The organism is Thermus thermamylovorans (assembly GCF_004307015.1).
GTDB lineage: Bacteria > Deinococcota > Deinococci > Deinococcales > Thermaceae > Thermus > Thermus thermamylovorans.
On the sequence record NZ_SIJL01000008.1, the window covers coordinates 87,321 to 113,300 of the forward strand.

24 protein-coding genes, 1 tRNA gene and 1 pseudogene are annotated in these 25,980 nt (G+C 71.6%); 16 read left to right on the plus strand and 10 right to left on the minus strand.

The genetic code is table 11. The annotated features are described in order from the left end of the window. The first annotated feature begins 19 nt into the window (after positions 1 to 19). Genes ETP66_RS07570 through ttuA form a run of 4 tightly spaced genes read left to right on the plus strand, consistent with a single transcriptional unit; the run spans position 20 to position 2,942 of the window. On the plus strand, positions 20 to 646 hold the full coding sequence (locus ETP66_RS07570) for a CBS and ACT domain-containing protein (RefSeq protein WP_130842031.1): 627 nt from the start codon (positions 20 to 22) through the stop codon (positions 644 to 646). Further along, complete coding sequence (locus tag ETP66_RS07575) at positions 640 to 1,767, plus strand: acetoin utilization protein AcuC (RefSeq protein WP_130842032.1); 1,128 nt, start codon at positions 640 to 642, stop codon at positions 1,765 to 1,767. The genes ETP66_RS07570 and ETP66_RS07575 overlap by 7 nt, the downstream gene beginning before the upstream one ends. Positions 1,768 to 1,771: 4 nt before the next feature. After that, entirely contained in the window at positions 1,772 to 1,993 is a 222-nt protein-coding gene (locus ETP66_RS07580; RefSeq protein ID WP_130842033.1) for a MoaD/ThiS family protein, read from the plus strand. Beyond that, positions 1,983 to 2,942 (plus strand): tRNA-5-methyluridine(54) 2-sulfurtransferase, encoded by a 960-nt coding sequence (ttuA, locus tag ETP66_RS07585; protein ID WP_130842034.1) that lies wholly within the window; start codon positions 1,983 to 1,985, stop codon positions 2,940 to 2,942. Before ETP66_RS07580 ends, ttuA begins: the two co-directional genes overlap by 11 nt. Here the strand turns inward: ttuA and treS are convergent. The 3 genes from treS to ETP66_RS07600 are packed head-to-tail and all read right to left on the minus strand — an operon-like array spanning position 2,932 to position 7,865. Next, positions 2,932 to 5,814 carry a maltose alpha-D-glucosyltransferase gene (gene treS / locus ETP66_RS07590; RefSeq protein ID WP_130842035.1) on the minus strand — a complete coding sequence of 961 codons (2,883 nt, stop codon included), beginning with the start codon at positions 5,812 to 5,814 and terminating at the stop codon, positions 2,932 to 2,934. The two genes, ttuA and treS, sit on opposite strands and share 11 nt — an antisense overlap. A 9-nt stretch (positions 5,815 to 5,823) precedes the next feature. Continuing rightward, on the minus strand, positions 5,824 to 6,522 hold the full coding sequence (otsB, locus tag ETP66_RS07595) for a trehalose-phosphatase (protein WP_130842036.1): 699 nt from the start codon (positions 6,520 to 6,522) through the stop codon (positions 5,824 to 5,826). Beyond that, the gene (locus ETP66_RS07600; RefSeq protein ID WP_130842037.1) at positions 6,522 to 7,865 is read right to left on the minus strand and encodes an alpha,alpha-trehalose-phosphate synthase (UDP-forming); all 1,344 of its coding nucleotides are present in this window, start codon (positions 7,863 to 7,865) and stop codon (positions 6,522 to 6,524) included. Before ETP66_RS07600 ends, otsB begins: the two co-directional genes overlap by 1 nt. 231 nt (positions 7,866 to 8,096) lie before the next feature. Between ETP66_RS07600 and ETP66_RS07605 the strand changes: the two genes are divergently transcribed. From ETP66_RS07605 to ETP66_RS07630, 6 genes are read left to right on the plus strand one after another with little or no spacing between them, the layout of a single operon-like run. Then, positions 8,097 to 9,089, plus strand: coding sequence for an ABC transporter substrate-binding protein (locus ETP66_RS07605; RefSeq protein ID WP_201738503.1), 993 nt, complete (start codon positions 8,097 to 8,099; stop codon positions 9,087 to 9,089). A gap of 52 nt (positions 9,090 to 9,141) precedes the next feature. Further along, entirely contained in the window at positions 9,142 to 9,990 is an 849-nt protein-coding gene (locus ETP66_RS07610) for an ABC transporter permease (protein ID WP_130842039.1), read from the plus strand. Beyond that, positions 9,987 to 11,207 carry a quaternary amine ABC transporter ATP-binding protein gene (locus ETP66_RS07615; RefSeq protein ID WP_130842040.1) on the plus strand — a complete coding sequence of 407 codons (1,221 nt, stop codon included), beginning with the start codon at positions 9,987 to 9,989 and terminating at the stop codon, positions 11,205 to 11,207. The genes ETP66_RS07610 and ETP66_RS07615 overlap by 4 nt, the downstream gene beginning before the upstream one ends. Further along, the gene (locus ETP66_RS07620) at positions 11,204 to 12,793 is read left to right on the plus strand and encodes an alpha-amylase family glycosyl hydrolase (protein WP_130842041.1); all 1,590 of its coding nucleotides are present in this window, start codon (positions 11,204 to 11,206) and stop codon (positions 12,791 to 12,793) included. The genes ETP66_RS07615 and ETP66_RS07620 overlap by 4 nt, the downstream gene beginning before the upstream one ends. A gap of 4 nt (positions 12,794 to 12,797) precedes the next feature. Next, complete coding sequence (locus ETP66_RS07625; protein ID WP_130842042.1) at positions 12,798 to 13,439, plus strand: class I SAM-dependent methyltransferase; 642 nt, start codon at positions 12,798 to 12,800, stop codon at positions 13,437 to 13,439. Further along, the gene (locus tag ETP66_RS07630; RefSeq protein WP_130842043.1) at positions 13,430 to 14,224 is read left to right on the plus strand and encodes a class I SAM-dependent methyltransferase; all 795 of its coding nucleotides are present in this window, start codon (positions 13,430 to 13,432) and stop codon (positions 14,222 to 14,224) included. Before ETP66_RS07625 ends, ETP66_RS07630 begins: the two co-directional genes overlap by 10 nt. Before the next feature lie 112 nt (positions 14,225 to 14,336). On the opposite strand, the gene ETP66_RS07635 is transcribed toward ETP66_RS07630, so the two are convergent. From ETP66_RS07635 to lnt, 4 genes are all read right to left on the minus strand, one after another. Next, entirely contained in the window at positions 14,337 to 15,902 is a 1,566-nt protein-coding gene (locus tag ETP66_RS07635; RefSeq protein WP_201738504.1) for a glycerol-3-phosphate dehydrogenase/oxidase, read from the minus strand. A gap of 10 nt (positions 15,903 to 15,912) precedes the next feature. Continuing rightward, complete coding sequence (locus tag ETP66_RS07640; RefSeq protein WP_130842044.1) at positions 15,913 to 17,502, minus strand: FAD-binding oxidoreductase; 1,590 nt, start codon at positions 17,500 to 17,502, stop codon at positions 15,913 to 15,915. A 121-nt stretch (positions 17,503 to 17,623) separates the two neighbouring features. Further along, a tRNA-Leu gene (locus tag ETP66_RS07645) sits at positions 17,624 to 17,711 on the minus strand. Then, positions 17,690 to 19,021, minus strand: a complete 1,332-nt coding sequence (gene lnt / locus ETP66_RS07650; protein ID WP_130842045.1) for an apolipoprotein N-acyltransferase — start codon at positions 19,019 to 19,021, stop codon at positions 17,690 to 17,692. Before lnt ends, ETP66_RS07645 begins: the two co-directional genes overlap by 22 nt. A gap of 64 nt (positions 19,022 to 19,085) precedes the next feature. On the opposite strand from lnt, the pseudogene ETP66_RS12200 reads away from it, so the two are divergent. Then, positions 19,086 to 19,601: pseudogene (locus ETP66_RS12200) on the plus strand (metallophosphoesterase family protein); the annotation flags it as partial. Positions 19,602 to 19,610: 9 nt separating this feature from the next. Here ETP66_RS12200 and queG read toward each other — a convergent pair. Beyond that, positions 19,611 to 20,846 carry a tRNA epoxyqueuosine(34) reductase QueG gene (queG, locus tag ETP66_RS07660; RefSeq protein WP_201738505.1) on the minus strand — a complete coding sequence of 412 codons (1,236 nt, stop codon included), beginning with the start codon at positions 20,844 to 20,846 and terminating at the stop codon, positions 19,611 to 19,613. A 58-nt stretch (positions 20,847 to 20,904) separates the two neighbouring features. On the opposite strand from queG, the gene ETP66_RS07665 reads away from it, so the two are divergent. The 5 genes from ETP66_RS07665 to ETP66_RS07685 are packed head-to-tail and all read left to right on the plus strand — an operon-like array spanning position 20,905 to position 24,184. Beyond that, positions 20,905 to 21,903 (plus strand): homoserine dehydrogenase, encoded by a 999-nt coding sequence (locus ETP66_RS07665; protein WP_130842047.1) that lies wholly within the window; start codon positions 20,905 to 20,907, stop codon positions 21,901 to 21,903. A gap of 31 nt (positions 21,904 to 21,934) precedes the next feature. After that, positions 21,935 to 22,501 carry a Uma2 family endonuclease gene (locus tag ETP66_RS07670; RefSeq protein WP_236630133.1) on the plus strand — a complete coding sequence of 189 codons (567 nt, stop codon included), beginning with the start codon at positions 21,935 to 21,937 and terminating at the stop codon, positions 22,499 to 22,501. Positions 22,502 to 22,505: 4 nt separating this feature from the next. After that, positions 22,506 to 23,561, plus strand: coding sequence for a threonine synthase (gene thrC / locus ETP66_RS07675; protein WP_130842049.1), 1,056 nt, complete (start codon positions 22,506 to 22,508; stop codon positions 23,559 to 23,561). A 12-nt stretch (positions 23,562 to 23,573) separates the two neighbouring features. Further along, positions 23,574 to 23,891, plus strand: a complete 318-nt coding sequence (locus tag ETP66_RS07680) for a hypothetical protein (RefSeq protein ID WP_130842050.1) — start codon at positions 23,574 to 23,576, stop codon at positions 23,889 to 23,891. Further along, on the plus strand, positions 23,888 to 24,184 hold the full coding sequence (locus ETP66_RS07685; RefSeq protein WP_130842051.1) for a hypothetical protein: 297 nt from the start codon (positions 23,888 to 23,890) through the stop codon (positions 24,182 to 24,184). Before ETP66_RS07680 ends, ETP66_RS07685 begins: the two co-directional genes overlap by 4 nt. Here ETP66_RS07685 and ETP66_RS07690 read toward each other — a convergent pair. Both ETP66_RS07690 and ETP66_RS07695 read right to left on the minus strand, forming a co-directional pair. Beyond that, positions 24,157 to 24,495, minus strand: coding sequence for a hypothetical protein (locus ETP66_RS07690; protein WP_130842052.1), 339 nt, complete (start codon positions 24,493 to 24,495; stop codon positions 24,157 to 24,159). The genes ETP66_RS07685 and ETP66_RS07690 overlap by 28 nt on opposite strands. After that, positions 24,488 to 25,918, minus strand: coding sequence for an ATP cone domain-containing protein (locus ETP66_RS07695; protein WP_130842053.1), 1,431 nt, complete (start codon positions 25,916 to 25,918; stop codon positions 24,488 to 24,490). The genes ETP66_RS07690 and ETP66_RS07695 overlap by 8 nt, the downstream gene beginning before the upstream one ends. Positions 25,919 to 25,980 lie beyond the last annotated feature (62 nt).

Here is a 25,980-nt window from a genome sequence, read left to right on the forward strand (position 1 = left end):
GCCGGGGTATACTCTTCCTATGCTCGTCAAGGACGTGATGCGGGCCCCCGTGGTCACCGTGGGGCCGGACTGGACCCTGGAGGACGCCTTTCGGCTCCTCCTGGAACGGGGCATCCGCCACCTGCCCGTGGTGGCGGAGGGAAGGCTTTTGGGAATCATCACCGACCGGGACATCCGCCTGGCCACCAGCCACCTGAACCCCCAGGGTCCCTGCCCGGGGTGCGCCCAGGTGGGGGAGGTGATGACGGAGGGCGTGGTCACCGCCCATCCCCTGGACCCCGTGGAGGAGGCGGCCCGGGTGATGCGGGAGCGGAAGATCGGCTCCCTACCCGTGCTGGAGGACGGGGAGCTGGTGGGGATCGTGACGGGGATCGACCTGCTGGACGCCCTCCTCCGGCTCACCGGGGTCACGGAGCCTTCCGGGAGGCTGGAGGTGCGCCTCCCTGACCGCCCCGGGGAGCTCGCCCGCCTCACCGGCTTCCTCGCCGGGAGGGGGGTCAACATCCACTCCCTCCTCTCCTATCCCGAGGACGGGGACTTCGTGCGGGCGGTGGTGCGGGTGAACACCCTGGAGACCCACCTCCTGGCGGAGGGCCTGCGGCAGGAGGGGTTTGCCGTCCTCTGGCCGCCCCAGAAGCCATGGTGATCTACCGGGAGGCCTACCGCCTTTACGACTTCGGGCCGGGGCACCCCTTCAGCCCCGTGCGCCTGGAGATGCTCACCTCCCTCCTCCAGGCCCTGGGGGTGTGGCGGGAGCCCCTCTCTCCCCCGGAGGCCACCCGGGAGGAGGTCTTGAGCGTCCACTCGGAGCGCCTGGTGGGGCGGGTGGAGGCGGCGAGCCGGGGGGAGCGGGTGCCGGATCTGGAGCACTACGGCCTCGCCACGGGGGACACGCCGGTCTTCCCGGGGATGGACCGGGCGGCCCGGGCGCTGGTGGGGGGGACCCTGGAAGGGGCGAGGCGCCTGCTGGCGGGGGAGAAGCGGGTGCTGCAGCTGGGCGGGGGCCTCCACCACGCCCAGTACGACCGTGCCTCGGGCTTTTGCGTGTACAACGACCTCTCCGTGGCCATCCGCCACCTGACCCGGGCCGGGCTTAGGGTGGCCTACCTGGACATCGACGTCCACCATGGGGACGGGGTGCAGTGGATCCACTACGAGGAAGGGGGGGTTCTCACCCTGAGCCTCCACGAGTCCGGGCGCTACCTCTTCCCCGGCACCGGGCACGTGTACGAGGTCGGCAAGGGGGAGGGGGTGGGGCGGAAGCTCAACCTGCCCCTGGAGCCCTTCACCGAGGACGAGAGCTACCTGGAGGTCTTCGAGGCCCTGGTGCCCTGGGCCCTTTCCGCCTTCCGCCCGGATGTGCTGGTGGTGCAGGCGGGAGCCGACGCCCACTATCTGGACCCCCTGGCGGACCTCCTCCTCACCACCCGGGCCTACGAAAGGCTGTTCCGCCTCCTCCTGGAGTATGCGGAGGCCTTCGCGGGGGGGAGGGTGCTCCTCACCCTGGGGGGCGGGTACAGCCTGGACGGGGCGGTCCGGGTCTGGGCCCTCCTTTACCACCTCTTCCACGGCCTCCCCCTTCCCGAGCACCTGCCCGAGGGCTGGCGTCTGGCGTGGGAGGCGAGGCTGGGGAGGCCCCTCACCCCCACCCTCCACGACCCCGAGGCCCCCTATCCGGAGGTTCCCCGAAGGCCCGAGATCGTAAAGCGCAACCGCCTCACCCTGCAAAGGCTCACGGAGCTGGTGGGGTCCCGCCTGCTAGACTAGCGGGGTGAGGGTCGTTCTGCGCCTGCCGGAGCGCCAGGAGGTGGAGGTGAAGGGGGATAGGCCCGTGCGGGAAATCCTCCTGGAGCTGGGCCTGAACCCGGAAACGGTGGTGGTGATCCGGGGGGAGGAGCTCCTGACCCTGGACGAAAGGGTGGGGGAGGGGGAGACCCTGGAGGTCCTCTCCGCCATCTCCGGGGGGTGGGGTGAAAGCGGCCATGGTGTGTAGGGTTTGCGGCCAGAAAGCCCAGGTGGAGCTTCGGGGCAGGGGCTTTTCCCTGTGCAAGGAGCACTACCTGGAGTGGTTTGTCAAGGAAACCGAGCGCGCCATCCGCCGCCACCGGATGCTCCAACCGGGCGAGCGGGTTTTGGTGGCGGTTTCCGGGGGCAAGGACTCCCTGGCCCTTTGGGACGTCCTCCACCGCCTTGGCTACCGGGCGGTGGGCCTTCACCTGCAGCTCGGCATCGGGGCGTACTCGGAAAGGAGCCTCGAGGTCACCCAGGCCTTCGCCCGGGAGCGGGGCCTGGAGCTTCTGGTGGTGGACCTCCGCCAGGCCTACGGCTTCGGGGTGCCGGAGCTCGCGGAGCTCTCGGGGCGGGTGGCCTGCTCCGCCTGCGGGCTTTCCAAGCGCTACATCCTCAACCAGGTGGCGGTGGAGGGGGGCTTTAGGGCCGTGGCCACGGGGCACAACCTGGACGACGAGGCGGCGGTCCTCTTCGGGAACCTCCTCAACCCCCAGGAGGACGCCCTGGCCCGCCAGAGCCCCGTGCTTCCCGAGCGCCCGGGCCTCGCCGCCCGGGTCAAGCCCTTCTACCGCTTCAGCGAACGGGAGGTCCTCTCCTACACCCTCCTGAGGGGCATCCGCTACCTGCACGAGGAGTGCCCCAACGCCAAGGGGGCCAAGGGCCTCCTCTACAAGGAGGCTCTGAACCGGGTGGAACAGGAGATGCCCGGGGCCAAGCTCCGCTTTCTTGAGGGTTTCCTCGAAGAGATCCAGCCCCGCCTGCAGGCGGGGGAGGAGGTGGCCCTGCGGGAGTGCCAGCGCTGCGGCTACCCCACCACGGGGGCGGTCTGCTCCTTCTGCCGCATGTGGGAGGCGGTGTACCGCCGGGCCCAGCGGCGGCGCCTCCTCCCCGAAGGGGCGGCCTTTTCCCCCAAGGCCCCGGTCAGGTCCTAGCCTGCCAGCGCTCCAGCACCCTGAGCCGGCTCGGCCGCTCCTCCCGCCACCGCTGCCGCTCGGCCAGGAGGCGCATGGCCTCGGGGAAACCCTCCTCGGGCCAGCCCTCCTGGGAGGTCTCCCGGTAGGCCTGGAGGAGGGCTTCCTCCAGGAAGTCCGCGGCCGGGTCCACCCACGCCTCGAGGCCCTCCTCCCGTTCCGCGGCCAGGTAAAGGGCCCGCTCCAGGTCGTAGGCCAGGCGGGCCAGGTCCTTTAGGGGCGAGCCCCGCTCCCCGCGGCCCAGGGCCAGGAGGTAGACCTCCCCCTCCAGGGCCAGGAAGGCCCCCAGGCCCCGGTTGAGGAGGGGCACCCCCACCCCCTCCCCCTCGGCCTCCCGCAGGGCCCGGTGCAGGAGGGCCAGCCGGACCCCCAGGAGCCGGGCCAGGGCCTCCAGCTCCCGCAGGGCCTCGGCCAGAAGCCCCCTGGCCCCCCCGTCGGGGGCGTGGCCCCGGAGCCGCAAAAGCCCCTCCAGGGCCAGGCCCTCCGCCAGGGCGAAGGCCTCCTGGGGGCGGCCCGGGGGTAGGGCCCCGCTCAGGGCCAGGACCCGGCGCCGCTCCCCCCGCTCCCAGTAGAGCCCCCCCTGCGCCCCCAGGGCCCAGGGAAGGCCCAGGCGGGGGAGGAGGCTTTCCGTGCGCTCCAAGCCCCCGTCCTGGACCAGGCCCACCTGGAGCCACACCCCTTCCCCCGCCGCCAGGCCGGGGTGGAGGAGCTCCAGCCCCTCGGGGACCGGCCCCCGGTGCCGCCCCCGGTAGTGGGCCCGCAGGCTTCGCCCCTCAAAGCCTTGGGCCAGGCGCCGCAGGAGGAGGGAGTAGAAACCGGGGTCCTGGGAGAGCTCGAAGAAGTGGCCCCCCCCGCCCCGGACGCCGGCGAAAAGCCCCGGGCCCTCCCCCTCGGGGCGGAAGGCGATGGGCAGAAAGACCTCCTGGGCCTCCCCCTGGGCGTCCTCCAGGCGCAGCAGGGTGAGGTAGAGGGGAGGGTCCTTCTGGAGGCGCAGGGCGTCCAGGAGCTCCACCTCCTTGGGCTTCAGGGCCAGCCAGCTCCGCTCCCGGAGGGCCCCGGCCAGGGCCTGGAGGAAGGCGGCCCGGGCCCCCTCCTCCGCCAGGGTGTCGATGAAAAGCCCCTCCACCCCCCCCGCCAGGGGAACCGCGGGCACCCGCTGGGGGGCCTCCTCCGCCCAGTCGGGGAGGTGGAGGCGCTCCACTTCCTCCCGGGGCCTCAAGGCGAAGAGGGCGAAGCCGTGGGGCCCCAAGGAGAGCCGGTAGCGCCCCTCCACCGGGGGGAAGGGGCTTTGCGAGAAGAGCTCCACGGGGACGAGGCTCACCTCCCCCTCCAGGGGGAGGTCGAAGGCCTGGGTGTAGCGGGAGAGGTTGGCCACCACCAGGACCCTCTCCTCCCCGTACTCCCGCAGGTAGGCCAGGATGCGGCGGTTGGCCACGGGCAGGAGGCGCAGCCCCCCCCGGCCGAAGACCCGGGCGTGCTGGCGGCGGAGGACCAGGAAGCGCCGGACGAAGTTGAGGAGGGAGTGGGGGTTCTCCCCCTGGGCCTCCACGTTGACGAACTGGTAGCTGTAGGGCCCCTCGCTCACCGGGGGCAGGTACAGGCGGTGGTAGGGGGCGCGGGAGAAGCCCGCGTTGCGGTCCGCGGACCACTGCATGGGGGTCCTGACCCCGTTCCGGTCCCCCAGGAAGGGGTTGTCCCCCATGCCGATCTCGTCCCCGTAGTAGAGGACGGGGCTCCCCTTGAGGGTGAAGAGGAGGGCGTGGAGGAGCTCGTACCGCCTCCGGTCCCCCCCCAGAAGGGGCATGAGGCGGCGGCGGATCCCCAGGTTGAGGCGGAAGCGGGGGTCGGGGGCGTAGACCTCCCAGAGGAACTCCCGCTCCTCCTCCGTGACCTTCTCCAGGGTGAGCTCGTCGTGATTGCGCAGGAAGAGGGCCCACTGGGCGGTCTCGGGGATCCCCTCCGTCTCCCGCAGCATGGCCTCGATGGGCCCCCGGTCCTCCCGGCGCAGGGCCAGGAAGATCCGGGGCATCAGGGGGAAGTTGTAGGCCATGTGCACCCCGTCCCCCTCTCCGAAGTAGGGGAGGGTCTCCTCGGGCCACATGTTGGCCTCGGCCAGGAGGACCTTCCCCGGCCCGTAGCGCTCGTCCAGGGCCTTGCGCAGGCGCTTCACCGCCGCGATGGTCTCGGGGAGGTTTTCGCAGCTGGTCCCCTCCCGCTCGTAGAGGTAGGGGATGGCGTCCAGGCGGAAGCCGTCCACCCCCAGGTCGGCCCAGAAGAACATCACCTGGTGCATGGCCCGCTCCACCTCGGGGTTGTCCCAGTTGAGGTCCGGCTGGTGGTGGTAGAAGCGGTGCCAGTAGTAGGCCCCGGCCACCGGGTCGTAGGTCCAGTTGCTGGGCTCGAAGTCCTGGAAGATCACCCGAACCCCCTGGTACTTCTCGGGGGTGTCGCTCCACACGTAGAAGTCCCGCATGGGGCTCCCCGGCCGCCTGGCCTCCTGGAACCAGGGGTGGTCGCTGGAGGTGTGGTTGAGGACCAGCTCCACGATCACCCGCATCCCCCTTCCCCGGGCCTCGTCCAGAAAGCGCCGGAAGTCCTCCAGGCTGCCGTGGACGGGGAGGATCCGGTAGTAGTCGGCGATGTCGTACCCGTCGTCCCGCAAGGGGGACTGGAAGAAGGGCATGAGCCAGAGGGTGTCCACCCCCAGGGCCTCGAGGTAGGGGAGCTTCTGCCGCAGCCCCTCGAAGTCCCCGTAGCCGTCGTCGTTGGCGTCGAAGAAGGAGCGCACGTGGAGCTGGTAGATGACCGCGTCCTGGTACCAGAGGGGGTCCACGGCCCAAATCTAGGGCCCCGGGAGGTAGGTTTTCAAGTAGTCCAGGACCGCCTCCACGTCCCTGAGCCGCCCCCCGGCCTGGGTAGGGCCTTCCCCCACCTTGAGGGTGAGGCCGAGGCCCTTGAGGGCCCGGAAGGCGGCCTCGTCGGTGAGGTCGTCCCCCACGTAGACCGGGGTGCGCCCGGGGTGGCGCCGGAGGAGGCGGAGGGCGGCCTGGCCCTTGTCCACCCCCTTGGGCTTGAGCTCCAGCACCATCTTGCCGGGGAGGGCCTCGAGGCCGAGCCGCTCCAGGAGCTCCCCTTGGGCCTCCAGCCAGGCCTCCAGGCAGGCCCGCGCCTTTGCCTCGTCCGCCGCCTCCCGGAAGTGCAGGGCCAGGGCGAAGCCCTTGTCCTCCACCCGCACCCCGGGGCAGACGGGGAGCCGGGGGCGCAGGGGGGCGAGGTCCACGGGGAAGAGGGGCCGGGCCTCCCCCCCCACCACCCCCTCCTCCAGGCCGTGCCCCCCCACCACGGGGAGGCCGGGAAGGGGGAGGAGGCGGGCCAGGTCCGCCACCCGCCGCCCCGTGATCACGTAGAGAGGGTAGCGGGCCATGAGCCCCTTGAGCACCTCCAGGGCCTCGGGGTGGGGGAGGGCCTCCTCGGGCCTCGGGGCGATGGGGGCCAGGGTGCCGTCGTAGTCCAGGAGGAAAAGGGGGTTTGCCGCCCGCATCAGCCCTCCAGGGAGGCCAGGAAACGCTCCGCCCAGCCCTGGACCTCCAGGGCCTCCACCCGCCCCTTGAGGGCCTCGAGGCGCTCCTGGCGCTCGCCCAGGGGCATCCTCAGGGCCCGGTCCAGGGTGGCCGCCATCCCGTCCAGGTCGTAGGGGTTCACCAGGAGGGCCTCTTTCAGGTACTCCGCCGCCCCCGCCAGGGAGGAGAGGACCAGGACCCCTTCCCCGGCGGTGTAGGCGTACTCCAGGGCCACCAGGTTCATCCCGTCCCGCAAGGGGGTGATGAAGGCCACGTCCGCCGCCCGGTAGAAGGCGGCGAGCTCCTCCTGGCTGTAGGTCTGGTAGAAGTAGCGCAAGGGCACCCAGTCCTCCCGCAGGAAGTTCCCCAGGATCCTCCCCGCGGCCTCGTCCACCCGGCGCTTGAGCTCCCGGTAGGCGGCCACGGAGGTGCGGCTCGGGGTGGCGATCTGGAAGAAGGCCACCCGGCCCCGCCAGTGGGGGTAGGACTGCAGGAGGCGCTCGTAGGCCAGGAGCCGTTCCAGCACCCCCTTGGTGTAGTCCAGCCGGTCCACCCCCAGGATGAGGCGGTCGGCCCCGGCGAGCCGCCGCAGGGCCCGGGCGTGGGCCCCCACCCCGGGGTCCTCGGCCAGCTCCCGGAAGCGGCGGGTGTCGATCCCCAGGGGGTGGGCCTCCACCCGCACGGAGCGCTCCCCCACCCGCACCCGGTTCCCCTCCACGGGGAAGCCGTAGTAGGCCGCGGTGCGGAGGAAGTTCTCCACGTACTCCGGGGTATGGAAGCCCACCAGGTCCGCCCCCAGGACCCCCTCCACCAGGGCCCTCCCCCAGGGGAGGATGCGGAAGACCCCGCTGGAGGGCCAGGGGATGTGGAAGAAGAAGCCGATGGGGGCCCGGATCCGCTCCCGCAAAAGCCCCGGCAGGAGGAGGAGGTGGTAGTCCTGGACGAAGACCACGTCCCCTTCCCGCCAGGCCCCGCTCACCGCCTCGGCGAAGCGGCGGTTGACCCGCAGGTAGTCCTGGAAGTGCTCCCGCCTTAGCTCCACCCGTTCCAGGAAGTAGTGGCACAGGGGCCAGAGCACCCGGTTGGCGAACCCCCCGTAGTAGCCCTGCCACTCCCGCTCGGTCAGGGGGACCCGGAGGAGGCGCACCCGGCTTTCCCGGGGAGGGGCGATGGGTTTCTCCCCCCACTCCCCCGCGGCCACCCAGACCCCGCCCCGGGCCTCCAGCACCGGCAGGAGGGCGGTGGCCAGCCCGCCCACCGCCGGGGCCAGGCCCTCGGGGGTCAGGCGGAAGGGGGCGCGGTTGGCCACGACGATGAGGCTCACAGAAACAGCTTATCCCCAAGGCCCCCTGCCCGTGGGGGGATGAAAAAAAGGCCAAGGCCTTTAGTCAAAGCTAAGCATTCCTCCCTCCCCTCCAACACGCCGTTTCCTCGGGGGGCCTGCGGGGTCCGCCAAGGCCCGATGAGGGCCTGGCCCCGCCGCCTTCCTCCCGTTCTCATGGGGCGGGTCTAAGGTGGTCTTCCGGAGGTGATAGGGATGCGTTGGCCATCGGCTATGCTCCTCGTCCTCTTCCTGCTCCTGGGCCTGGGCCAGGCCCAGCGCTGCAGCACCCAGAGGCCCATCGTCTTCGCCGATTACGACTGGGAAAGCGCCCGGGTCCACAACCGCATCGCCCAGTTCATCCTGGAAAGGGGTTATGGTTGCCGCACGGACACCCTGCCCGGCACCTCGATCCCCCTGCTCACGGGGCTGGCCCGGGGCAACGTGCACGTGTCCATGGAGATCTGGTACAACCTGAACCGGGAGGCCATCGAGCCCCTGGAGGCCCAGGGGCGCATCCAGCGCCTGGGGGTGAACTTCCCCGATGCGGTGCAGGGGTGGTTCGTCCCCACCTACGTGGTCCGGGGGGATCCCCAGCGGGGCATCCGGCCCATGGCCCCCTCCCTGCGCTCGGTCTTCGACCTGCCCCGGTACAAGGAGCTCTTCCGCGACCCCGAGGAGCCCAGCAAGGGGCGCTTCTACAACGGGGTTCTGGGCTGGTTCGCGGAGCGGATCAACACCCGCAAGCTCTACGCCTACGGCCTCCTGGACCACTTCACCAACTTCCGCCCGGGGACCGGGGAGGCCCTGGCGGCGGCCATCGCCTCCGCCTACCAGCGGGGGCAGCCCATCCTCTTCTACCACTGGGGCCCCACCTGGGTCCTGGGCCGCTTCGACCTGACCATGCTGGAGGAACCCCCCTTTGACCCCGAGGTCTGGCGGGAGCTGGAGCGGGAGGAGAGGCCCCGCCGGGCGGTGGCCTTCCCCCGGGAGGAGGTCTACATCGCCGTGAACACCCGCCTCCTGCGGGAGGCCCCCGAGGCGGTGGAGTTCCTGCGCCGCTACCGCACCTCCAACCAGCTGGTGAGCGAGCTGCTGGCCTACATGGAGGCCAACCGGGCCACGGAGGAGGAGGTGGCCCTGCACTTCCTCAGGACCTACCCGGAGGTCTGGACCGGCTGGGTTCCCGCCGAGGTGGCGGAGAGGGTGCGGCGGGCCCTGAACTGAGCCCGGCCTGGCCTGGGGGGGTCCGCCCTTCCAGGCCCTATGGAGGTCCGCGGTGGAGCTCCCTTTGGGCGAGTGGGTGAACCGGTTGGTGGACGAGCTGGTCTGGCGGTACGGGGAGGTCTTCGAGGGGATTTCCCAGGGGCTTTTGCGCTTCATCCTGGCCTTCGAGGCCCCCTTCCGGGCCCTCTCCTGGCCCTGGCTGGCGGGAGGGGTGGCCCTTCTGGCCTGGTTCCTGAGCCGCAGGCTATCCCTGGCCCTGGGGCTGGCCTTCGCCGTGTGGTTGCTGGCGGGCCTGGGCCTTTGGGACCAGGCCATGCAGACCCTGGCCCTGGTGGTCGCCGCGGTGGTCCTCTCCGTGGCGCTGGGCCTCCCCTTGGGCATCCTCATGGCCAAGAGCGACCGCTTCCGGGGCCTGATGCTCCCCCTGCTGGACGCCATGCAGACCATGCCCAGCTTTGTCTACCTCATCCCCGCCCTCCTCCTCTTCGGCCTGGGCAAGGTGCCCGCCCTGCTGGCCACCGTGGTCTACGCCGCCCCCCCCATGATCCGCCTCACCGACCTGGGCCTGCGCCTGGTGAGCCGGGAGGTGGTGGAGGCAGCGGAGGCCTACGGGGCCACCCCCTGGCAGCGCCTCCTCAAGGTGGAGCTGCCCCTGGCCCTCCCCAACCTCCTCACCGGGGTGAACCAGACCACCATGATGGCCCTGGCCATGGTGGTCATCGCCTCCATGATCGGGGCCCGGGGGCTGGGGGAGGAGGTGCTGCTGGGCATCCAGCGGCTGGACGTGGGCCGGGGGGCCGAGGCCGGGGTGGCCATCGTGGCCCTGGCCATCCTCATGGATCGCCTGACCCAGGCGGTGGGGCAGCGCAGCCTGCGGCGCTACCGGGAGGAGGGGCGATGAGCTACATCCGCCTGGAGGAGGTCTACAAGGTGTTCGGCCCCCGGGCCCGGCAGGTGGTGGAGGCCCTCCGGCAGGGCCTACCCCCGGAGAAGGGCCGGGCCCGGCACGCGGTGGGGCTCCGGGGGGTGAGCCTCGAGGTGCGGGAGGGGGAGCTTTTCGTCATCATGGGGCTTTCCGGCTCGGGCAAGTCCACCTTGCTGCGGGCGGTGAACCGCCTGGTGGAGCCCACGGCGGGGCGGGTCTGGGTGGGGGAGACCGAGGTGACGGCCCTCCCCCGAGGGGCCCTCCTCCGCTTCCGCCAGAGCACCTTCGGCATGGTCTTCCAGCACTTCGCCCTCCTCCCCCATCGCACCGTGCTGCAGAACGTGGCCTTCCCCCTGGAGCTCAAGGGCCTCCCCCGCGGGGTGCGGGAGGAGCGGGCCCGGGCCTGGCTGGAGCGGGTGGGCCTCCGGGGTTACGAGGGCCGTTACCCCGCCCAGCTTTCCGGGGGGCAGAAGCAGCGGGTGGGCCTGGCCCGGGCCCTGGCCGCCGACCCCCCGGTCCTCCTCATGGACGAGGCTTTCAGCGCCCTGGACCCCCTGATCCGCCGGGAGATGCAGGAGGAGCTCCTGCGCCTGCAGGGGGAGCTCAGGAAAACCGTCCTCTTCGTCACCCACGACCTGGACGAGGCCCTGAGGCTCGGGGACCGCATCGCCATCCTCAAGGACGGGGCGGTGGTGCAGGTGGGCACCCCCGAGGAGATCCTGGCCCGCCCCGCGGACGCCTACGTGGCCGCCTTCGTGGAGGGGGTGAGCCCGGCCAAGGTCCTGCGGGTGGAGGGCCTCCTGCGGGAGGCGGTGACGGTGACCCTGGGCCGGGAGGGGGTGCGGGCCGCCCTGCGGCGGATGGGGCAGGCGGGGGTGGGGACGGCCTACGTCCTGGACCCCCAGGGGCGGTTCCTGGGGGTGGTGCGGGCCGAGCGCCTGGCCGAGGCCCTGCGGGAGGGGGAGGCCCAGGACCTCTCCCCCCACCTGGAGCCCCTGCCCGCCCTCGCCCCCGGGCAGAGCCTGGAGGAGGCCCTGCCCCTTTTTGGCCGGACCCCCCTGCCCCTGCCGGTGGTGGGGGAGGACGGGCGCTTCCTGGGCATCGTCACCCGGGGCCGCCTCCTCGCCGCCCTGGCGGATCGGGGTGGAACCCCTTCCAAGCCGGCCCCTCCCGGGGTAGACTCCGGGGCATGAGCTGGTGGCAGGAGGCGGTGATCTACCAGGTCTACCCCCGGAGCTTCCAGGACACGGACGGGGACGGGATCGGGGACCTCGAGGGCATCCGCAGGCGGCTTCCCTACCTCAAGTCCCTGGGGGTGGGGGCCCTCTGGCTCTCCCCCTTCTACCGAAGTCCCATGCGGGACTTCGGCTACGACGTGGCCGACTACTGCCAGGTGGACCCCACCTTCGGCACCCTGGAGGACTTCGACCGCCTCCTCCGGGAGGCCCACGCCCTGGGGCTTAAGGTGCTCCTCGACCTGGTGCCCAACCACACCTCGGACCAGCACCCCTGGTTTTTGGAATCCCGCAGCTCCCGGGAAAACCCCAAGCGGGACTGGTACATCTGGAGGGATCCCGCGCCCCAGGGCGGCCCTCCCAACAACTGGCAGAGCTTCTTCGGGGGCCCCGCCTGGACCCTGGACGAGGGGACGGGGCAGTACTACCTCCACCTCTTCCTCCCGGAGCAGCCCGACCTCAACTGGCAGAACCCCGAGGTGCGGGAGGCCATCCAGGAGGTCATGCGCTTCTGGCTTAAGCGGGGGGTGGACGGCTTCCGGGTGGACGTCCTCTGGCTCCTCGCCAAGGATCCCCTCTTCCGGGACGAGCCGGGAAGCCCCCACTGGCGCCCTGGCCTCCCCGACCGGGCCCGGCACGAGCACCCCTTCACCGAGGACCAGCCGGAGACCTACGCCTACGTGCGGGAGATGCGCCAGGTGCTGGACGCGTTCAGCGAGCCCGGGCGGGAGCGGGTCATGGTGGGGGAGATCTACCTGCCCCTTTCCCGCCTGGTGCGCTACTACCGGGCGGGGTGCCACCTCCCCTTCAACTTCAGCCTGATCACCGAGGGCCTCCCCGACTGGCGGCCCGAGAACCTCGCCCGCCTGGTGGAGGCCTACGAGGGCCTCCTCACGCGCTGGGACTGGCCCAACTGGGTCCTGGGCAACCACGACCAGCCCCGCCTGGCCTCCCGCCTGGGGGAGGCCCAGGCCCGGGTGGCGGCCACCCTCCTCTTCACCCTCAGGGGCACCCCCACCTGGTACTACGGGGACGAGCTGGCCCTGCCGGGGGTGGAGATCCCCCCGGAAAGGGTGCAGGACCCTGCCCTCCGCCGCCAGCGGGACCGCGCCCCCACCCCCCTCCTCCCCCTGGGCCGCGACCCCAGCCGTACCCCCATGCCCTGGGACGCCTCCCCCCGTGCCGGCTTCTCCACGGCGGAGCCCTGGCTCCCCCTAAACCCCGACTGGCCCACCCGGAACGTGGCCGCCCAGGAGCAAGACCCCCGCTCCATGCTGCAGTTGGTGCGCCGCCTGATCGCCTTGCGGAAGGAACCCGAGCTCCTCCACGGGGCCTACCGCACCTACCGGGCGGCAGGCGGGGTCTACGCCTACCTGCGGGGGGAGGGCTGGCTGGTGGCCCTGAACCTCACCGACCGGGCCCAGGCCCTGGACCTTCCCCGGAAGGGGCGGGTGGTCCTCTCCACCCACCTGGACCGGGAGGAGGGGGTGGGGGAGACCCTCGCCCTGCGCCCGGACGAGGGGGCGGTGGTGCGGTTAGGCTAGGGGCATGGAGGACCTCTTCGCGGGGATGGCCGAGGGGTACGAGGCCTGGTACGAGACCCCCTTGGGGGCCTTCGCCATCGCCGAGGAGGAGCGGGCCCTGAAGGCCCTCCTCCCCCCCGGGGAGAGCCTCCTGGAGGTGGGGGCAGGGACGGGGTACTGGCTCAGGCGGCTTCCCTACCCCAGGAAGGTGGCCCTGGAGCCCTCCCCCGACATGCTCCGGGTGGGGCGGGCGAGGACGCCGGAGGCGGCGTGGGTGGCGGGCCGGGGGGAGGCTCTGCCCTTTCCGGAGGGGAGCTTTGACGTGGTCCTGGTCTTCACCGTGCTGGAGTTTGTGGAGGACGTGGGGAAAACCCTTTCCGAGGCGAGAAGGGTCCTGCGGCGCGGGGGAAGCCTGCTGGTGGGGATCCTCGAGGCCCTCTCCCCCTGGGGGGCCCTTTACCGCCGCCTGGGGGAGGAGGGGGTAAAGCCCTGGAGCGGGGCCCGCCTCCTCACCCGGGAGGACCTCCGCCGGCTCCTGGGCCCCCCGGAGGCCGAGGGGGAGGCGGTCTTCCTGGCCCCCGAGGCCAGGCCCCCCTTCGGGGAGGCGGACGCCGCCGGCAGGCGGGCGGGGAACCGGCCTGCCCTATACTTGGGGAGATGGCGGTGAAGGCCCTCTTCGCCCTCTACCCCCTGCTACAGGGGGACTTCCGGGCGGTGGAAAAGGCCCTCTCGGCCCTGGAGGCGAGCGGGGTGGCCTACCGGGTCTTCCCCACCCACACCGAGCTCTCCGGGGAGGAGGAGGGGGTCTTCCAGGCCCTGAAGGCGGCCTACCTGGCCGCGGCGGAGGAGGGGGGTACGGTCCTCTGGGCCCTCCTTACCAACGCCTGCGAGACGAGGGACCCCTTCCGCCAGCCGGAGCGGCTGGCCCGCTTTCCCCCCCTGGAGATCGCCCGGAAGGCCCTGGAGGGCCTCGAGGCCCGAAGCGCCCTGGACCTGGGCACGGGAACCGGGGTCTTCGCCGAGGCCTTCGCCCGCTTGGGCCTCTTCGCCGTGGGGGTGGACCCTCGGGCCGACCGCCTGGAGGTGGCCCGGGCCCGGGTCCCTGGGGCCCGCTTCCTGGAGGGCCGCGCCGAGGAGCTCCCCTTCCCCGAGGGGAGCTTCGACCTGGCCTTCTTCGGCCTCAGCCTCCACCACCTGGACCCCCTCCCCGCCCTCCGGGAGGCGGCCCGGGTGGCCTGGCGGGTGGCGGTCCTGGAGTGGCCCCACCGGGAGGAAGGGGTGGGCCCTCCCCTGGAAAGGCGGTTCACCCCGGAGGCCCTGGCCGCCCTCTTCCAGCAGGCCCTGGGGAGCCCGCCCCGCCTTTGGCAGGAGGCGGGCTACCTCTTGGCCCTCTGGGAAAGGGGCGGTGGCGGGACCTTGGGGGAGGACCAGGAGCTGCCGCAAGGGCTTTGACCCCTCTCCGCGCTGGTTCCATCAGCGTGGGGGCCACGGCGGAAGGACGGGCGGACCTCTTTGGAGCGGAAGGGGGGAGGATGGGGCGACAAAGGGTATCGCACCCTCCCCTTTACCCTAGGAGGGAGGGGCTGTAGGCGGAGCGCCACACCCCTCGGTAGCGCTCCACCTCTGCCTGCCAGCGGGTTTCGTCCCAGCCCAGGGCGGGTTGCAACCAGGGGCGGAGACGCTCCAAGAGGGGGATGCCCCCTTCGGGCAGCGTGAGCCCCAGGCGGACGCGGCGGAGGAGGAGGTCGTCCAGGTGGACCACCCCTTCCCTTTCGGCAGCCCAGCGCACCTCTGCCCAGAGGGTGCGGGTTCCCGGGATGGCCTCCAGCTCACCCGGCCTGGCGGTGCGGATCATGGCGGCAGCGGCTTCAGGCCCGTACCGCGCCAAGAGGCGGAGGTGCCAGGGGTCTTCCAGTTGCAGGATCCCTTCAGCCTCCCTCTTCCCTAGGGATGTTCTGGCCCTGCGCGGGGGCTCTCCCAGCCTTCCCCGCACCCGGGCCAAGGCGGCGCGGGCCATGGTCCAAAAGGTGGTTAGTTTACCCCCGGTTACCGTGAGGAGGCCCTCGTCCCAAAGGGCGTGGTCCCGGGGCTCCCGGGAAGGGTCCTTCTTCCCCGTGGCTACCACAGGGCGTACCCCGGAAAAGGTGACGAGGACATCCCTTTGGGAGAGGCCGAGGTCGGGGAAGAGGTGCTGGACGGCAGCCAGGAGGTACTCCCCCTCCTCGGGGTGGATGCGGGGTTCCCCCTCTAGGCCCTCCCGGTGGTCCACGTCCGTGGTGCCCACCAGGGTGACCCCCTCCCAGGGGAGGGCGTAGAGGGGCCTGCCGTCCCGAGGATGGAAGAAGGAGACCCCCAGGGCCAGGGGCACCCGCCAGGCGGGGAAGAGGAGGTGGCTTCCCCGCAAGGGGCGCAGCCTCGGGGGATGCCCCAGGCGGCCCCGCAGAATGTCGGCCCAGGCCCCCGTGGCGTTGACCACCACCCGGGCCCATACCTCAGCGGTGCGACCCGTGAGGAGATCCTGCACCACCACCCCTTCCACCCGGCCTGAGCGGGTTTGGCAGAACCCTTCCACGCGGGCGTAGTTGAGGGCCGAGGCCCCGGCCGCCACCGCTTCCCCCAAAAGCCGCAGCACCAGCCGGGCATCGTCGGTGAGGGCATCTTGGTACACAAACCCCCCGCGGAGACCCTCCTCCCGGATGCGGGGGGCGAGGGCCCTTAGGGCCTCCACCCCCAGGCCCCGGTGGGTGCGGCGCAAGGCCATGGCGTCGTACAGGAGAAGCCCTAGGCCGAGAAGGGGGTAACCCACGGGGCCGCGCTGGTAGACAGGCAGCAAGAGCCCCAAGGGGTTCACCAGCCCGGGGAACTCCCGCAGGAGGCGCTCCCGGTCCCTCACCGCGCGCCAGGTTACCCGGAACTGGCCCTGCCGCAGGTAGCGTAGCCCCCCGTGTACCAGCTTGCCCGAACGGCTCGAGGTTCCCGAGGCGAAATCCCCCCCTTCCAAGAGGAGGGCGCGGAACCCCTGGCGGCTGGCCTCCCAAAGGAGACCCGCCCCCGTGATCCCCCCTCCGACCACCACCAGGTCCCAGGCTTGGCCTAAAGAGGACCAGACCGTATCCCGATCCCACGGCATGCCGTCCTCCCTAGACCAGCTTGCCGGGGTTCATGAGGCCCCAGGGGTCCAGGGCGCGGCACAGGGCCCGGAGGGCTTCCAGCCCCCAAGGGCCCTTCTCCGCTTCCAGGTAGGGCAGGTGGTCCGTCCCCACCCCGTGCTGGTGGCTAATGGTGCCCCCGTGGGCCACGATGGCCTGGCTGGCGGCCGCCTTGAGCTTGCGCCAACGGGCCAGGTTGGTCCCGGGGTCCCGGTGAAGGCGGAAGAGGTAGGTGGTGTAAAGGTTGGCGCCCGTGGGATACACCCGGGAGAGGTGGGAAAAGGCGTAGACCCGCTCGCCCTCCTCCCCTAGGGCCTCGCGGAGAACGGCTTCCACCGCCAAAAGAAGGCGGGGCACTTGGTTCCAGGTGCCCGCGGTTTCCAGCGTATCCACGGCATACCCCATCTCCCAAAGGGTGTTGCGCAGGTAGGGCTGGCGGAAACGGTGGTGGGCCCAGAAGCGGCCTGGAGCCTGGCCCGCGTACACCCCGCCGTGGGCCCGGGCGATCCCTAGGGCTTCCCCCAGAGCCTGGGAAACCCTGGCCCGGGTTCCCGAGGCCCCTAGGAGCAGGAGGGCCCTTCCCGGCCCGGCTCCCCGGAGGGCCAGCCAGGCCTCCAGGAGGGCGAGGCCCCGGCTCTGCCCGGCCAGGGCCAGGTTCACCGCCGTCTCCTCGGGGGTGCTCAAGCGCACCAGGCTGAGGGGCACCTCCTCCTGGGCCATGCGCCGCACCGCCTCGAGGCCTTCCCCAAACTCCCGGAAAAACACCGCCGCGAAGGCCTCCGCCTTGGGCAAGGGGCGGATGCGCACCGTTGCCTCGGTGAGGACGCCGAGCCGACCTTCGGAGCCCAAGGCCGCCTGCTTGAGGTCGGGTCCGGCGGCGGAGGCGGGAAAGGAGGGAAGGAGGAGGGTTCCGGCCGGGGCCTCCAGCCGCCCGCCGGCGAAGAGGTCCTCGATCCTCCCGTACCGCAGGGACTCCTGCCCTACGGAGCGGGTGGCCACCCACCCCCCCAGGGTGGAGTAGGGGAAGGACTGGGGGAAGTGGCCCAAGGTGAAGCCCCAGGCCCGCAGCTGGGCCTCCAGGTCCGGCCCCTGAACCCCCGCCTCAAAGGTGGCGAGAAGGCTTTTTTCGTCCAGCCGCAGGAGCCGGTTCATCCGACGGAGGTCCAAGGAGAGCACGGGGGCTTCTCCGGGGAGAACCGATACCTGGCCCGCCACGCTGGTCCCCCCGCCATAGGGGATAACCCGGGCCCCAACCTCTCGGGCGTACGCCAAAAGCGCCCGCACCTCCTCGTTGGTGGTGGGGAAGGCCACCCCATCGGGGAAGGCCGGGATCTGGCCGCTCCGGAGGAAGATCCAGTCGGGTAAGCTCTGCCCCCGGGCGTGGCGGAGCCGCTCCTCGGGATCGGGGCTCACCAGGGGATGGGGAGGCAGACGGGAGGGAGGGACACGGGAGAGGACCTCCTCGAGGGTAGCCTCCCGGGGAAGCGTTCCGGGGCCCAGCTGCTCCTGGAGGAGGACCCGGGCCTTTTCCGATAGGGGGAAGACCACCCCCTCCTCACCCCAGCCGTTCCAGCGGCGCATGGCCTACCCCTAGTATGCATAACCCGAGCCCCCGCTTATGGGAAGAGGCGGTGCGCCTTTTTAAAAGCCCCCGTGGCCCTTCCCCAGAAAAATCAAGGCCAAGCCCAGGGGCTTGGCCCTTTGGTGCCGGGGGCGGGACTCGAACCCGCACGCCCTCCGCGGGCAACAGATTTTGAGTCTGCCGCGTCTACCGGTTCCGCCACCCCGGCCTGCGCTCCCTAAGGATAAGCCCCAGGAGGAAAAGCGTCAACGCCAGGCCCACCGCCCAGTCCCCGTAGCGCACGTAGGGGGTCTGCCCTCCCCGGAAGGCGAAGGGGGCCAGGAGGTAGCCCTCCCGGTGGGAGGGGATTTCGGCCACCGCCCGGCCCAGGGGGTCGATGCTGGCGGTGATCCCGTCGTTCCCCGCCCGGAGGAGCCAGCGCCCCGTCTCCACCGCCCGCAGCCGCCCCAGGGCGAAGTGCTGCCGCCCCCCGAAGGAGGGGCCGAACCAGGCGTCGTTGGTGAGGAGCACCAAGGCCCTGGCCCCCTCCCGGGCCAGGGCCCGGGCCACGGAGGGGAAGGCGGACTCGTAGCAGATCATGGCCCCGTAGGGGCCCAAAGGCGCCGTCCTTTCCCCTGGGATGCGGTCGGTGAGCCCCTCCAGGCCGAAGGCCCGGAAGAAGAAGCCGTAGACCCCCCCCAGGCCCTCCCGGAAGGGGAACCACTCCCCGAAGGGCACCAGGCGGGTCTTGTCGTAGTGGGCCAGGATCCCCTCCTCCCCGTAGAGGACGGCCCGGTTGGGGCCGAAGAGGTTGAGGCCGGTGAGGAGGAAGCGCCCCTCCAGGATCTCGGCGGTCCCCTGGGGAATCCGCCACACCGCGGTCTCGGGCCAGACCACAAGCCGGGCCTCGGGGTGGGCCTCCAGGCCCGCCTGCGTGAGGCGCAGGTAGGTGGCCTCCTCCAGCTCCCCGTGCACCTTCTGCAGGGGGTTGATGTTCCCCTGCACCAGGAGGGCCCGCTCCTCCCCCGGCGCCTGGGGCAGGGGGAGGAGCCAGAGGAGCCCCCAGGGGAGGAGGAGGGCCCAAAGCCGCCGCTGGAACCCCCAGGCGAAGAGGAGGACCACCAGGGAAAGGAGGTAGACCCCCCCGAGGGCGGCGAGGAGCCTTCCCGGGGCCTCCAGGAGGGCGTAGCCCAGGAAGCCCCAAGGGAAGGCCAGGGCCCCCCTCTCCGTGAGCCACTCCAGGAGAACCCACCCCCCCACCCGGGCCAGGGGGGTGGGGGTGAGGGCGAAGAGGAGGCCGAAGGAGAGGGCCTTGAGGAGGACCAGGGGTAGGAAGGGCACCGCCCCCCAGGGGCCGAAGAGGGCGGTGAAGCTCTGGGGGAGCCATACCAGGTGGAGGCCCCAGAAGCCGAGCCCTGACAAGAAGCCGGTGCGGAACCCTCCCCCGAGGAGGAAGGCCAGGACCAGGGGGGCGAGGAAGCCCAAGGGGAAGGGGGGCAGGGTGAGGGCCAGGAGGAGGCCCAGGAGGAGGGGCCGCACCCCCATACCATACCCGCCCTCCCTGAGATTTCCCAAAACCTGGAAGGGATGGCAGAATGGGGCCATGCGCCTGGGCGTCCTTTCCGACATCCACGCCAACCTCCCCGCCCTGGAGGCGGCCCTCGAGGCCCTGCGCCGCGAGGGGGTGGACGAGGTCCTGGTCCTGGGGGACCTGGTGGGCTACGGTCCCCACCCCAAGCAGGTGTTGGGCCGCCTCATCAAGGAGGGCCTCCCCGCCCTGGCCGGGGCCTGGGACCTGCGGGTGGCCTACCCCCTGCCGGGGGACCTGCCCGAGGGGGTGGGGAAGGCCACCTTGGCGTGGACCCGGAGCCAGCTTTCCGAAAGGGAGCTCGGCTATCTGCGCTCCCTGCGCCTTTCCTACCGCAAGGGCCTGGGCCAGGGGCGCCTGGTGGCCTCCCACGGCACCCCGGGCAGGCCCGAGGAACACCCGGACCTCCTGGGCCCCTTCAGCGCCCTTCTGCCCCTCCTGGAGCGCTACGGGGCCCGCATTGCCCTCCTGGGGGGGCGGCACCTGCCCCTGGCCCGTCGGGTGGGGGCGGGGCTGCTGGCCGACCCGGGGAGCGCGGGGCTAAGCCTCTCCGGGGAGCCGGGGGCCGACGCCATGGTCCTGGACACGGAGAGCCTCGAGGTCCGCTTCCTCAAGGTTCCCTACGACCTGGGCCCCCTTCTCTTCGACCTCCGGGCCTGGGGCCTGCCCCCGGTTCTGGAGAAGGTCTACCGCACTGGGCGCTTCCCCCAGCAGGGCTAGGGCCTCGGCCCGGATCCCCGCCTCGGGGTCCCCCAGGAAGCCCTCGATCCCCAGGCCCGCCCGGTGGAGGGCGTGGAGGGCGGTGCGGCGCACCAGGGGGCTGGGGTCCCCTGCCGCCTCCCGCATCAGCCCCTCCCCCAGGCCCAGGTTGCTGAGGACGATGAGGGCGTTCCGGGCCATGCGGGCCCTTCCCGGCCGGGCGAAGGCGGTGTCCCCGTATTTTCTCTGAAAGGCGCGTCCGGAAAGGCGGAAGAACTCCGCGAGGTCGGGGTGGGCCAGTTCGGGCTCGGGGCGGAAGCCCCGCCAGGCCCTGCCGAACCTTTCCCACGGGCAGACCTCCGTGCACCCGTCGCATCCCAAGAGCCAGTCCCCTACCCCCGGCCAGAGCCCCGGGGGGATGAAGCCCCGGTGCTCCACCGTGAGGTAGCTCACGCAGCGCCCCGCCTCCAGGGTGCCGTCCCCCAGGAGGGCCCCCGTGGGGCAGGCCACAAGGCAGCGGGCGCACCGCCCGCAGCGGTTCGGGTGGGGCAGGGGGGCCTCCACCTCCAGGGGGGTGAGGAGGACGCCGATGAAGGCGTGGACGCCCAAGCCCTGGGAGAGGAACATGCCGCTTTTTCCGATCCAACCCTTGCCCGAGAGGAGGGCCAGGGTGCGTTCGGGAAGGGGGCCGTGGTCCACGTAGCCCTTGGCGGGAAGCCCAAGCTCCCGGGCCAGGGCTTCCAGGCGCCCGAGCTCCTCCCCAAGGAGGCGGTGGTAGTCCCGCACCCAGGCGTAGCGGGCCACCCGGCCCACCCGGAGGCCCCCCCTGGGCACCCCGGGGTCGGGGTAGGCGTAGGGGGCGAAGAGGAGGAGGGCGCCCCTGGCCCAGGGGAAGCGGGCCTGGGGGCGGAAGCGCTCCGCCACCCCCCTTTCCAGGTAGGCCATGCCCCCATGCCTCCCCGCCTTCAGCCAGCGCCGAAAGCGCCCTTCCGCTTCCTCCAGGGGAGCCAGGGGAGCCCAGGCCACCCCCAGTCCCCGTTCCCGCGCCGCCTCCTCCAGGAGGCCCCTGGGGTCCACTCCCTTAGCCTAAGCTTTTGGGGCCCCCGCCGCGGTGCCTGGGGGCTATAATCCCCCCATGGAAGCCCTGAGGATCGCCCTTTTAGGCGGGGGCACCGTGGGGAGCGCCTTTTACGGGCTCGTCCAGGAACGCCTGGCGGACTTCCACGCCCTGGGCTTCTCCCCCCGCTTCTTGGGCGTGCTGGTCCGGGACCCCTCCAGGCCGCGCCCCATCCCCCAGGAGCTCCTGCGGCTGGAGCCCCCGGACCTCCGGGAGGCCGACGTGGTGGTGGAGGCCCTGGGGGGGGTGGAGGCGCCCTTGAGGCTGGTCCTCCCCGCCCTGGAGGCCGGTATCCCCCTCATCACCGCCAACAAGGCCCTCCTGGCCGAAGCCTGGGAAGCCCTGCGCCCCTACGCCGAGGAGGGGCTCATCTACCACGAGGCCAGCGTCATGGCGGGCACCCCGGCCCTCTCCTTCCTGGAGACCCTCAGGGGAAGCCGGCTTCTGGAGCTCCACGGGATCCTCAACGGCACCACCCTCTACATCCTGCAGGGGATGGAAGGGGGGCAAAGCTACGGGGAGGCCCTCCTCGAGGCCCAGCGCCTGGGCTACGCCGAGGCCGACCCCACCCTGGACGTGGCGGGCATCGACGCCGCCCACAAGCTCACCCTCCTGGCGAGGCTCCTGGTGGACCCCGGCTTCCCCTTTTCCGCGGTGGAAACCCAGGGCATAACCCGCCTTACCCCAGAACACATCCAAGAAGCTCGGGCCCGCGGGGAAAGGGTGCGCCTCTTGGCCAGCCTCTACGGGAAAGGGGGGCGCTGGCGGGCGGAGGTGGCCCCCAGGCGCCTTCCCCAGGACCACTCCCTGGCCCGGGCCCGGGGAAACGCCCTCCTCGTGCGGGCGCACCCCTTGGGCGAGGTCTTCGTCACCGGACCCGGGGCGGGGGGTGAGGCCACGGCCAGCGGCCTCCTCGCCGACCTCTTCCGCCTCCTCCAGGGGGCCCCCGGCCACCTGCCCGTCCCCCAGGCCCAGCCCCCCCTGGCGGAGGGAAGCCCCTTCCCCGAGGTAGGGTGAGGGCGTGCCTGTCCTGGACCTCCTGCGCCCGGTGAGGGATGAGGAGCTCCGGGCCCTTTCGGAGCGCGAACCCGGCTGGCGGTTTGAGCGCGGGGCCGATGGGCGGCTTTTCGTCTCCCCTACGGGCGGCGAAGGTGGCAGGATGGGCAGGGCGGCGCTGGGCCAGCTTACCGTTGGAACGAGGCCCAGTCCTTGGGGGTGGTCTTCCACGCTTCCACGGGGTTCAAGCTGCCCGACGGCTCCATCCTCATCCCCCGATGCGGCCTTCGCGCGCAAGGGGCGCTGGCTTGCCCTCACCCCAGAGGAGCGGGAAGGGTTTCCTCCTTTGGCCCCCGGTGCCGCATTCGAGGTTCGTTCCCGGAGCCAAAGCGTGGAGGAGCTTCGGGAAAAAGCGGCCCTTTACCTGAAAAATGGGGTGGGTCTGGTGGTCCTCCTGGACCTTTACGCGCACCGGGTGGAGGTGTTTCGCAAGAAGGGGGCAACCTTCTACCAGGACCAGGAGGCGGTGCCCTTGGACCCCGGGCTTCCCGGTTTCCAGCCCCTGGCCCAGGGGCTTTTTCTAGCCCTTGACGCCCTCCCGCCCTTGGGGGAAGCATAGGGCCATGCGCCTGCCCCTCATCGAGCGCTACCGCGCCCACCTTCCCGTCTCTCCGGGCACCCCGGTGGTCTCCCTCCTGGAGGGCTCCACCCCCCTCATCCCTCTGAAAGGCCCCGAGGAGGCCAGGAGGAAGGGCGTCCGCCTCTACGCCAAGTTCGAGGGCCTGAACCCCACGGGAAGCTTCAAGGACCGGGGGATGACCCTGGCGGTGTCCAAGGCGGTGGAGGCGGGGGCCAGGGCGGTGGCCGCCGCCAGCACGGGGAACACCGCCGCCTCTGCCGCCGCCTACGCCGCCCGGGCGGGGATACGGGCCGTCGTGGTCCTGCCCGCGGGGTACGTGGCCTTGGGCAAGGTGGCCCAGAGCCTGGTGCACGGGGCCAGGATCGTCCAGATTGAGGGCAGCTTCGACCAGGCCCTCTCCCTCACCAAAGCCCTCACCGAGGCCTACCCCGTGGCCCTGGTGAACTCCCTGAACCCCTACCGCTTGGAGGGGCAGAAGACCCTGGCCTTTGAGGTGGTGGACGAGCTGGGGGACGCGCCCCACTACCACGCCCTCCCCGTGGGCAACGCGGGCAACATCACCGCCCACTGGATGGGTTATAAGGAGTATTTCGCCCTGGGGAAGGCCAGGAGGCTTCCCCGGATGCTGGGCTTTCAGGCGGCAGGTGCCGCTCCCCTGGTCCTGGGGCGGCCTGTGGAGAAGCCGGAAACCCTGGCCACCGCCATCCGCATCGGCAACCCCGCCAGCTGGGAAGGGGCGGTGCGGGCCAAGGAGGAGTCCGGGGGGCTCATCGGGGCGGTGACGGACGGGGAGATCCTCGCCGCCTACTGCTACCTGGCGGAGGAGGAGGGGGTCTTCTGCGAACCCGCCAGCGCCGCGGCCCTGGCCGGGGTGTGGCGGCTCCTAAAGGAGGGGCGCCTGGAGCCGGAAAGCCAGGTGGTCCTCACCCTCACCGGCCACGGCCTCAAGGACCCGGCCACCGCGGAAAAGGCGGCGGGGCTTCTGCCCCCCGTGCCCGCGGTCCTCGAGGCGGTGGCCGAGGCCGCGGGGCTCCTGTGATAAGCTTGGCCCATGCCCGAGGCCAAGGACGCCCGCAAAAGGCGCAAGGAGCCCTTCCCGGGGGCCTACTACCTGGCGGGGGCCATCACCCTTTTTCTCATGCTCCTCTTCCTGGCCCTGGGGGCCAGCCTCCCCTCCGGAGTGGCGGGGTTTTTGGTGGCCTTCGTCCTGGGGCTCACCGTGAACCCCAGGTACGTCCCCTTCTTCCTGGTGGCGGGGGTTTTCGCCGCGGTCATGGGCTTTCTGGGGCGGGAGCCCCAGGTGGCCTGGGGCGGGGTGGCCCTGGCCCTTTCCCAGGTCCTGGTGCGCCGCTTCGTCGGGGAGGGATGAGCCCGCAGCGCCTCTCCCAAGCCCTGGCCTTCCTCGGGGTGGCGGCCTATGTGTTCTTCCTCTTCCTGCGACCCAGCCAGGAGGGGATGGCCCTGGCGGTGGGCCTCTTCGTGGGCACCATGGGGGTGGCCTACGGGGAAAAGCCCTTCCCTGTCCCCTTCTTCCTGGGGCTTTACGCCCTGCTCCTCCTCCTCCAGCTCCTCTTCGGCCACCCTTTCCCTTTCCTCCTGGGAGGGCTTTTGGGGGTGGGGCTCCCCCTCCTGCTCTACCGCCTGCGGAAGCCCGCCAGGTAGAGGAGCCCCCCGAGGAGCGCACCCTCCCCCAGGGCGGGGAGGTAGAAGTAGAGCTCCCGCACGTCCAGGCGCAGGTAGAGGAGGAGGGGCCAGGGGGTGAGGGCCCAGGCCAGGCCGGGCTTACCGTAGCCCGCGGCCAGGAAGAACCCCGTGCCCAGGCCCCGGAGGTAGGCCAGCCATCCCGGGCCTAGCTCGTTGTGGTAAACGAACCAGAGGAGGTTGAGCCAAACCCCCAGGGCGGGGAGGGGAAAGCGGGTTTCCAGGCGCAGGGCCAGTAGGACCAGGAGGAAAAACCCCAGGGCCTCAAGCATGGGCTGCCTCCAGCCCCTGCGCCTCCAGGTAGGCCACCAGGACCTCCAGGGCCTTTTCCACCGCCTCGTCCAGGTCCTCCCCCGGGATGACGGGGACCCCCTCTTCCCGGGCCCAGCGGGAGAGGTGCTCCTGGATGAGGCGGATCTCGGCGAAGTGGGCCAGGTACTTCTCCTGGGGCCGGGCGTGGCCCGTTTCCCAGTCCCGCAAGAGGAAGCGGTCCCGGTGCACCCGCTCGTCCTGGAGGACCACCAGCATGGGCACGGTGAGGACCCGTTCGCGGTAGGGGTGGTCCAGGTAGCGGGGCACCACGTGCACCCCCTCCAGGACGATGGAGGTGCCCTCCAAGGCGCTCCGCTCTTGGATGGCCCTTAGGCCCACCGCCACCCGGGCCACCTGGTCCAAAAACCCCCGCAGAACCCGGGCCTCGTGGCTCTCCTCTGCCCCCAGCTTGGGCAGCAGGGCCTTCCAGGCTTCGAAGGTGGAAAGGTGCAGGCTGGGCAGGAGGTCCCTGGAGAAGGAGGCGCGGAAGACCTCCCGCACCGCGTCCGAGGGGACGATGTGGGTGATGCCCAGGCGGTAGGCCAGGGCCGAGGCCAGGACGCTCTTGCCCACCCCGGTAACCCCGCCGATGAGGATGTGCAGGGGCTTGGGGCTCCGCCGCAGGCCGCGGAGGAGCAGGTAACGCCGGGCCACTTCCTCGCCCGCCTCCTTGAGGAGGGCCCGGTACACCCGCTCCCGGAGATCCGGGCGCCGGATGGCGGAGATCCCCTGCCGCCGCAGGCCGGTTTCCATCTCCCGGGCCAGGCGGTAGGCCCCCTCGGGGGAAAGGCCGATCCCCATGAGGGACTGGGCCAGAATCCCCTTGGAAAAGGGCATCCTGGGTTCTCCGCTTTCCTCCTCCACGAAGAGCTCCCCGGCGAAGGCTTGGCGCTCCAGGTAGCGGCGCCCTGCGGCCTTGCCCTTGGCCCGGGCTACCTCCTCCGCCACCACCCCCTCCAGGTGGCGGGCGGAGATCTGGCGGACGCCTTCCTCCCGGAGGCGTCTTTCCACCTCCCGGGCCAGGGCGTGGGCCTCCTTGAGGGAGAAGCCCGCCTCCTCCAGGCTCCGGGCCAGGAGGCCCTTGGAGAAGGGGCGCCGCCGTTTGCCCTCCAGCACGAAGATTTCCTCGAAGGGGAGGGTTTGGCGGGAGAGCCTTTCCGCCGTCTCCTGTCCCAGGGTCCGGGCCACCTCCTCCAGGAACACCTGGCGGAGGACCCGGGGGGCCACCTCCTCGCGCCCTTCCTCCCGAAGCCTTCCCTCCACGGTGTGGGCCACGGCCTGGGCGGCCTCGAGGGGCACCCCTAAGGGCAGGAGGGCTTCCACCAGAAGCCCCTTGGAAAGCGGCCATCGCCCTCCCCGGAGCCGCACGAAGACCTCGGCCATTGCCAGGCATCATAGCACCTTTCCCTTGGGAACAGGCTTTCTGAACCTGGACAGACACATGT

What these genes read in the sequence shown, in the direction of transcription:
- ETP66_RS07570 (WP_130842031.1), top strand. Translation starts at nt 20, where the DNA reads ATGCTCGTCAAGGACGTGATGCGGGCCCCCGTGGTCACCGTGGGGCCG.
- ETP66_RS07575 (WP_130842032.1), top strand. Translation starts at nt 640, where the DNA reads ATGGTGATCTACCGGGAGGCCTACCGCCTTTACGACTTCGGGCCGGGG.
- ttuA (WP_130842034.1), top strand. Translation starts at nt 1,983, where the DNA reads ATGGTGTGTAGGGTTTGCGGCCAGAAAGCCCAGGTGGAGCTTCGGGGC.
- otsB (WP_130842036.1), bottom strand. Translation starts at nt 6,522, where the DNA reads ATGCGGGCGGCAAACCCCCTTTTCCTCCTGGACTACGACGGCACCCTG.
- ETP66_RS07605 (WP_201738503.1), top strand. Translation starts at nt 8,097, where the DNA reads ATGCTCCTCGTCCTCTTCCTGCTCCTGGGCCTGGGCCAGGCCCAGCGC.
- ETP66_RS07615 (WP_130842040.1), top strand. Translation starts at nt 9,987, where the DNA reads ATGAGCTACATCCGCCTGGAGGAGGTCTACAAGGTGTTCGGCCCCCGG.
- ETP66_RS07620 (WP_130842041.1), top strand. Translation starts at nt 11,204, where the DNA reads ATGAGCTGGTGGCAGGAGGCGGTGATCTACCAGGTCTACCCCCGGAGC.
- ETP66_RS07625 (WP_130842042.1), top strand. Translation starts at nt 12,798, where the DNA reads ATGGAGGACCTCTTCGCGGGGATGGCCGAGGGGTACGAGGCCTGGTAC.
- ETP66_RS07630 (WP_130842043.1), top strand. Translation starts at nt 13,430, where the DNA reads ATGGCGGTGAAGGCCCTCTTCGCCCTCTACCCCCTGCTACAGGGGGAC.
- ETP66_RS07635 (WP_201738504.1), bottom strand. Translation starts at nt 15,902, where the DNA reads ATGCCGTGGGATCGGGATACGGTCTGGTCCTCTTTAGGCCAAGCCTGG.
- ETP66_RS07640 (WP_130842044.1), bottom strand. Translation starts at nt 17,502, where the DNA reads ATGCGCCGCTGGAACGGCTGGGGTGAGGAGGGGGTGGTCTTCCCCCTA.
- ETP66_RS07665 (WP_130842047.1), top strand. Translation starts at nt 20,905, where the DNA reads ATGGAAGCCCTGAGGATCGCCCTTTTAGGCGGGGGCACCGTGGGGAGC.
- thrC (WP_130842049.1), top strand. Translation starts at nt 22,506, where the DNA reads ATGCGCCTGCCCCTCATCGAGCGCTACCGCGCCCACCTTCCCGTCTCT.
- ETP66_RS07680 (WP_130842050.1), top strand. Translation starts at nt 23,574, where the DNA reads ATGCCCGAGGCCAAGGACGCCCGCAAAAGGCGCAAGGAGCCCTTCCCG.
- ETP66_RS07685 (WP_130842051.1), top strand. Translation starts at nt 23,888, where the DNA reads ATGAGCCCGCAGCGCCTCTCCCAAGCCCTGGCCTTCCTCGGGGTGGCG.
- ETP66_RS07690 (WP_130842052.1), bottom strand. Translation starts at nt 24,495, where the DNA reads ATGCTTGAGGCCCTGGGGTTTTTCCTCCTGGTCCTACTGGCCCTGCGC.
- ETP66_RS07695 (WP_130842053.1), bottom strand. Translation starts at nt 25,918, where the DNA reads ATGGCCGAGGTCTTCGTGCGGCTCCGGGGAGGGCGATGGCCGCTTTCC.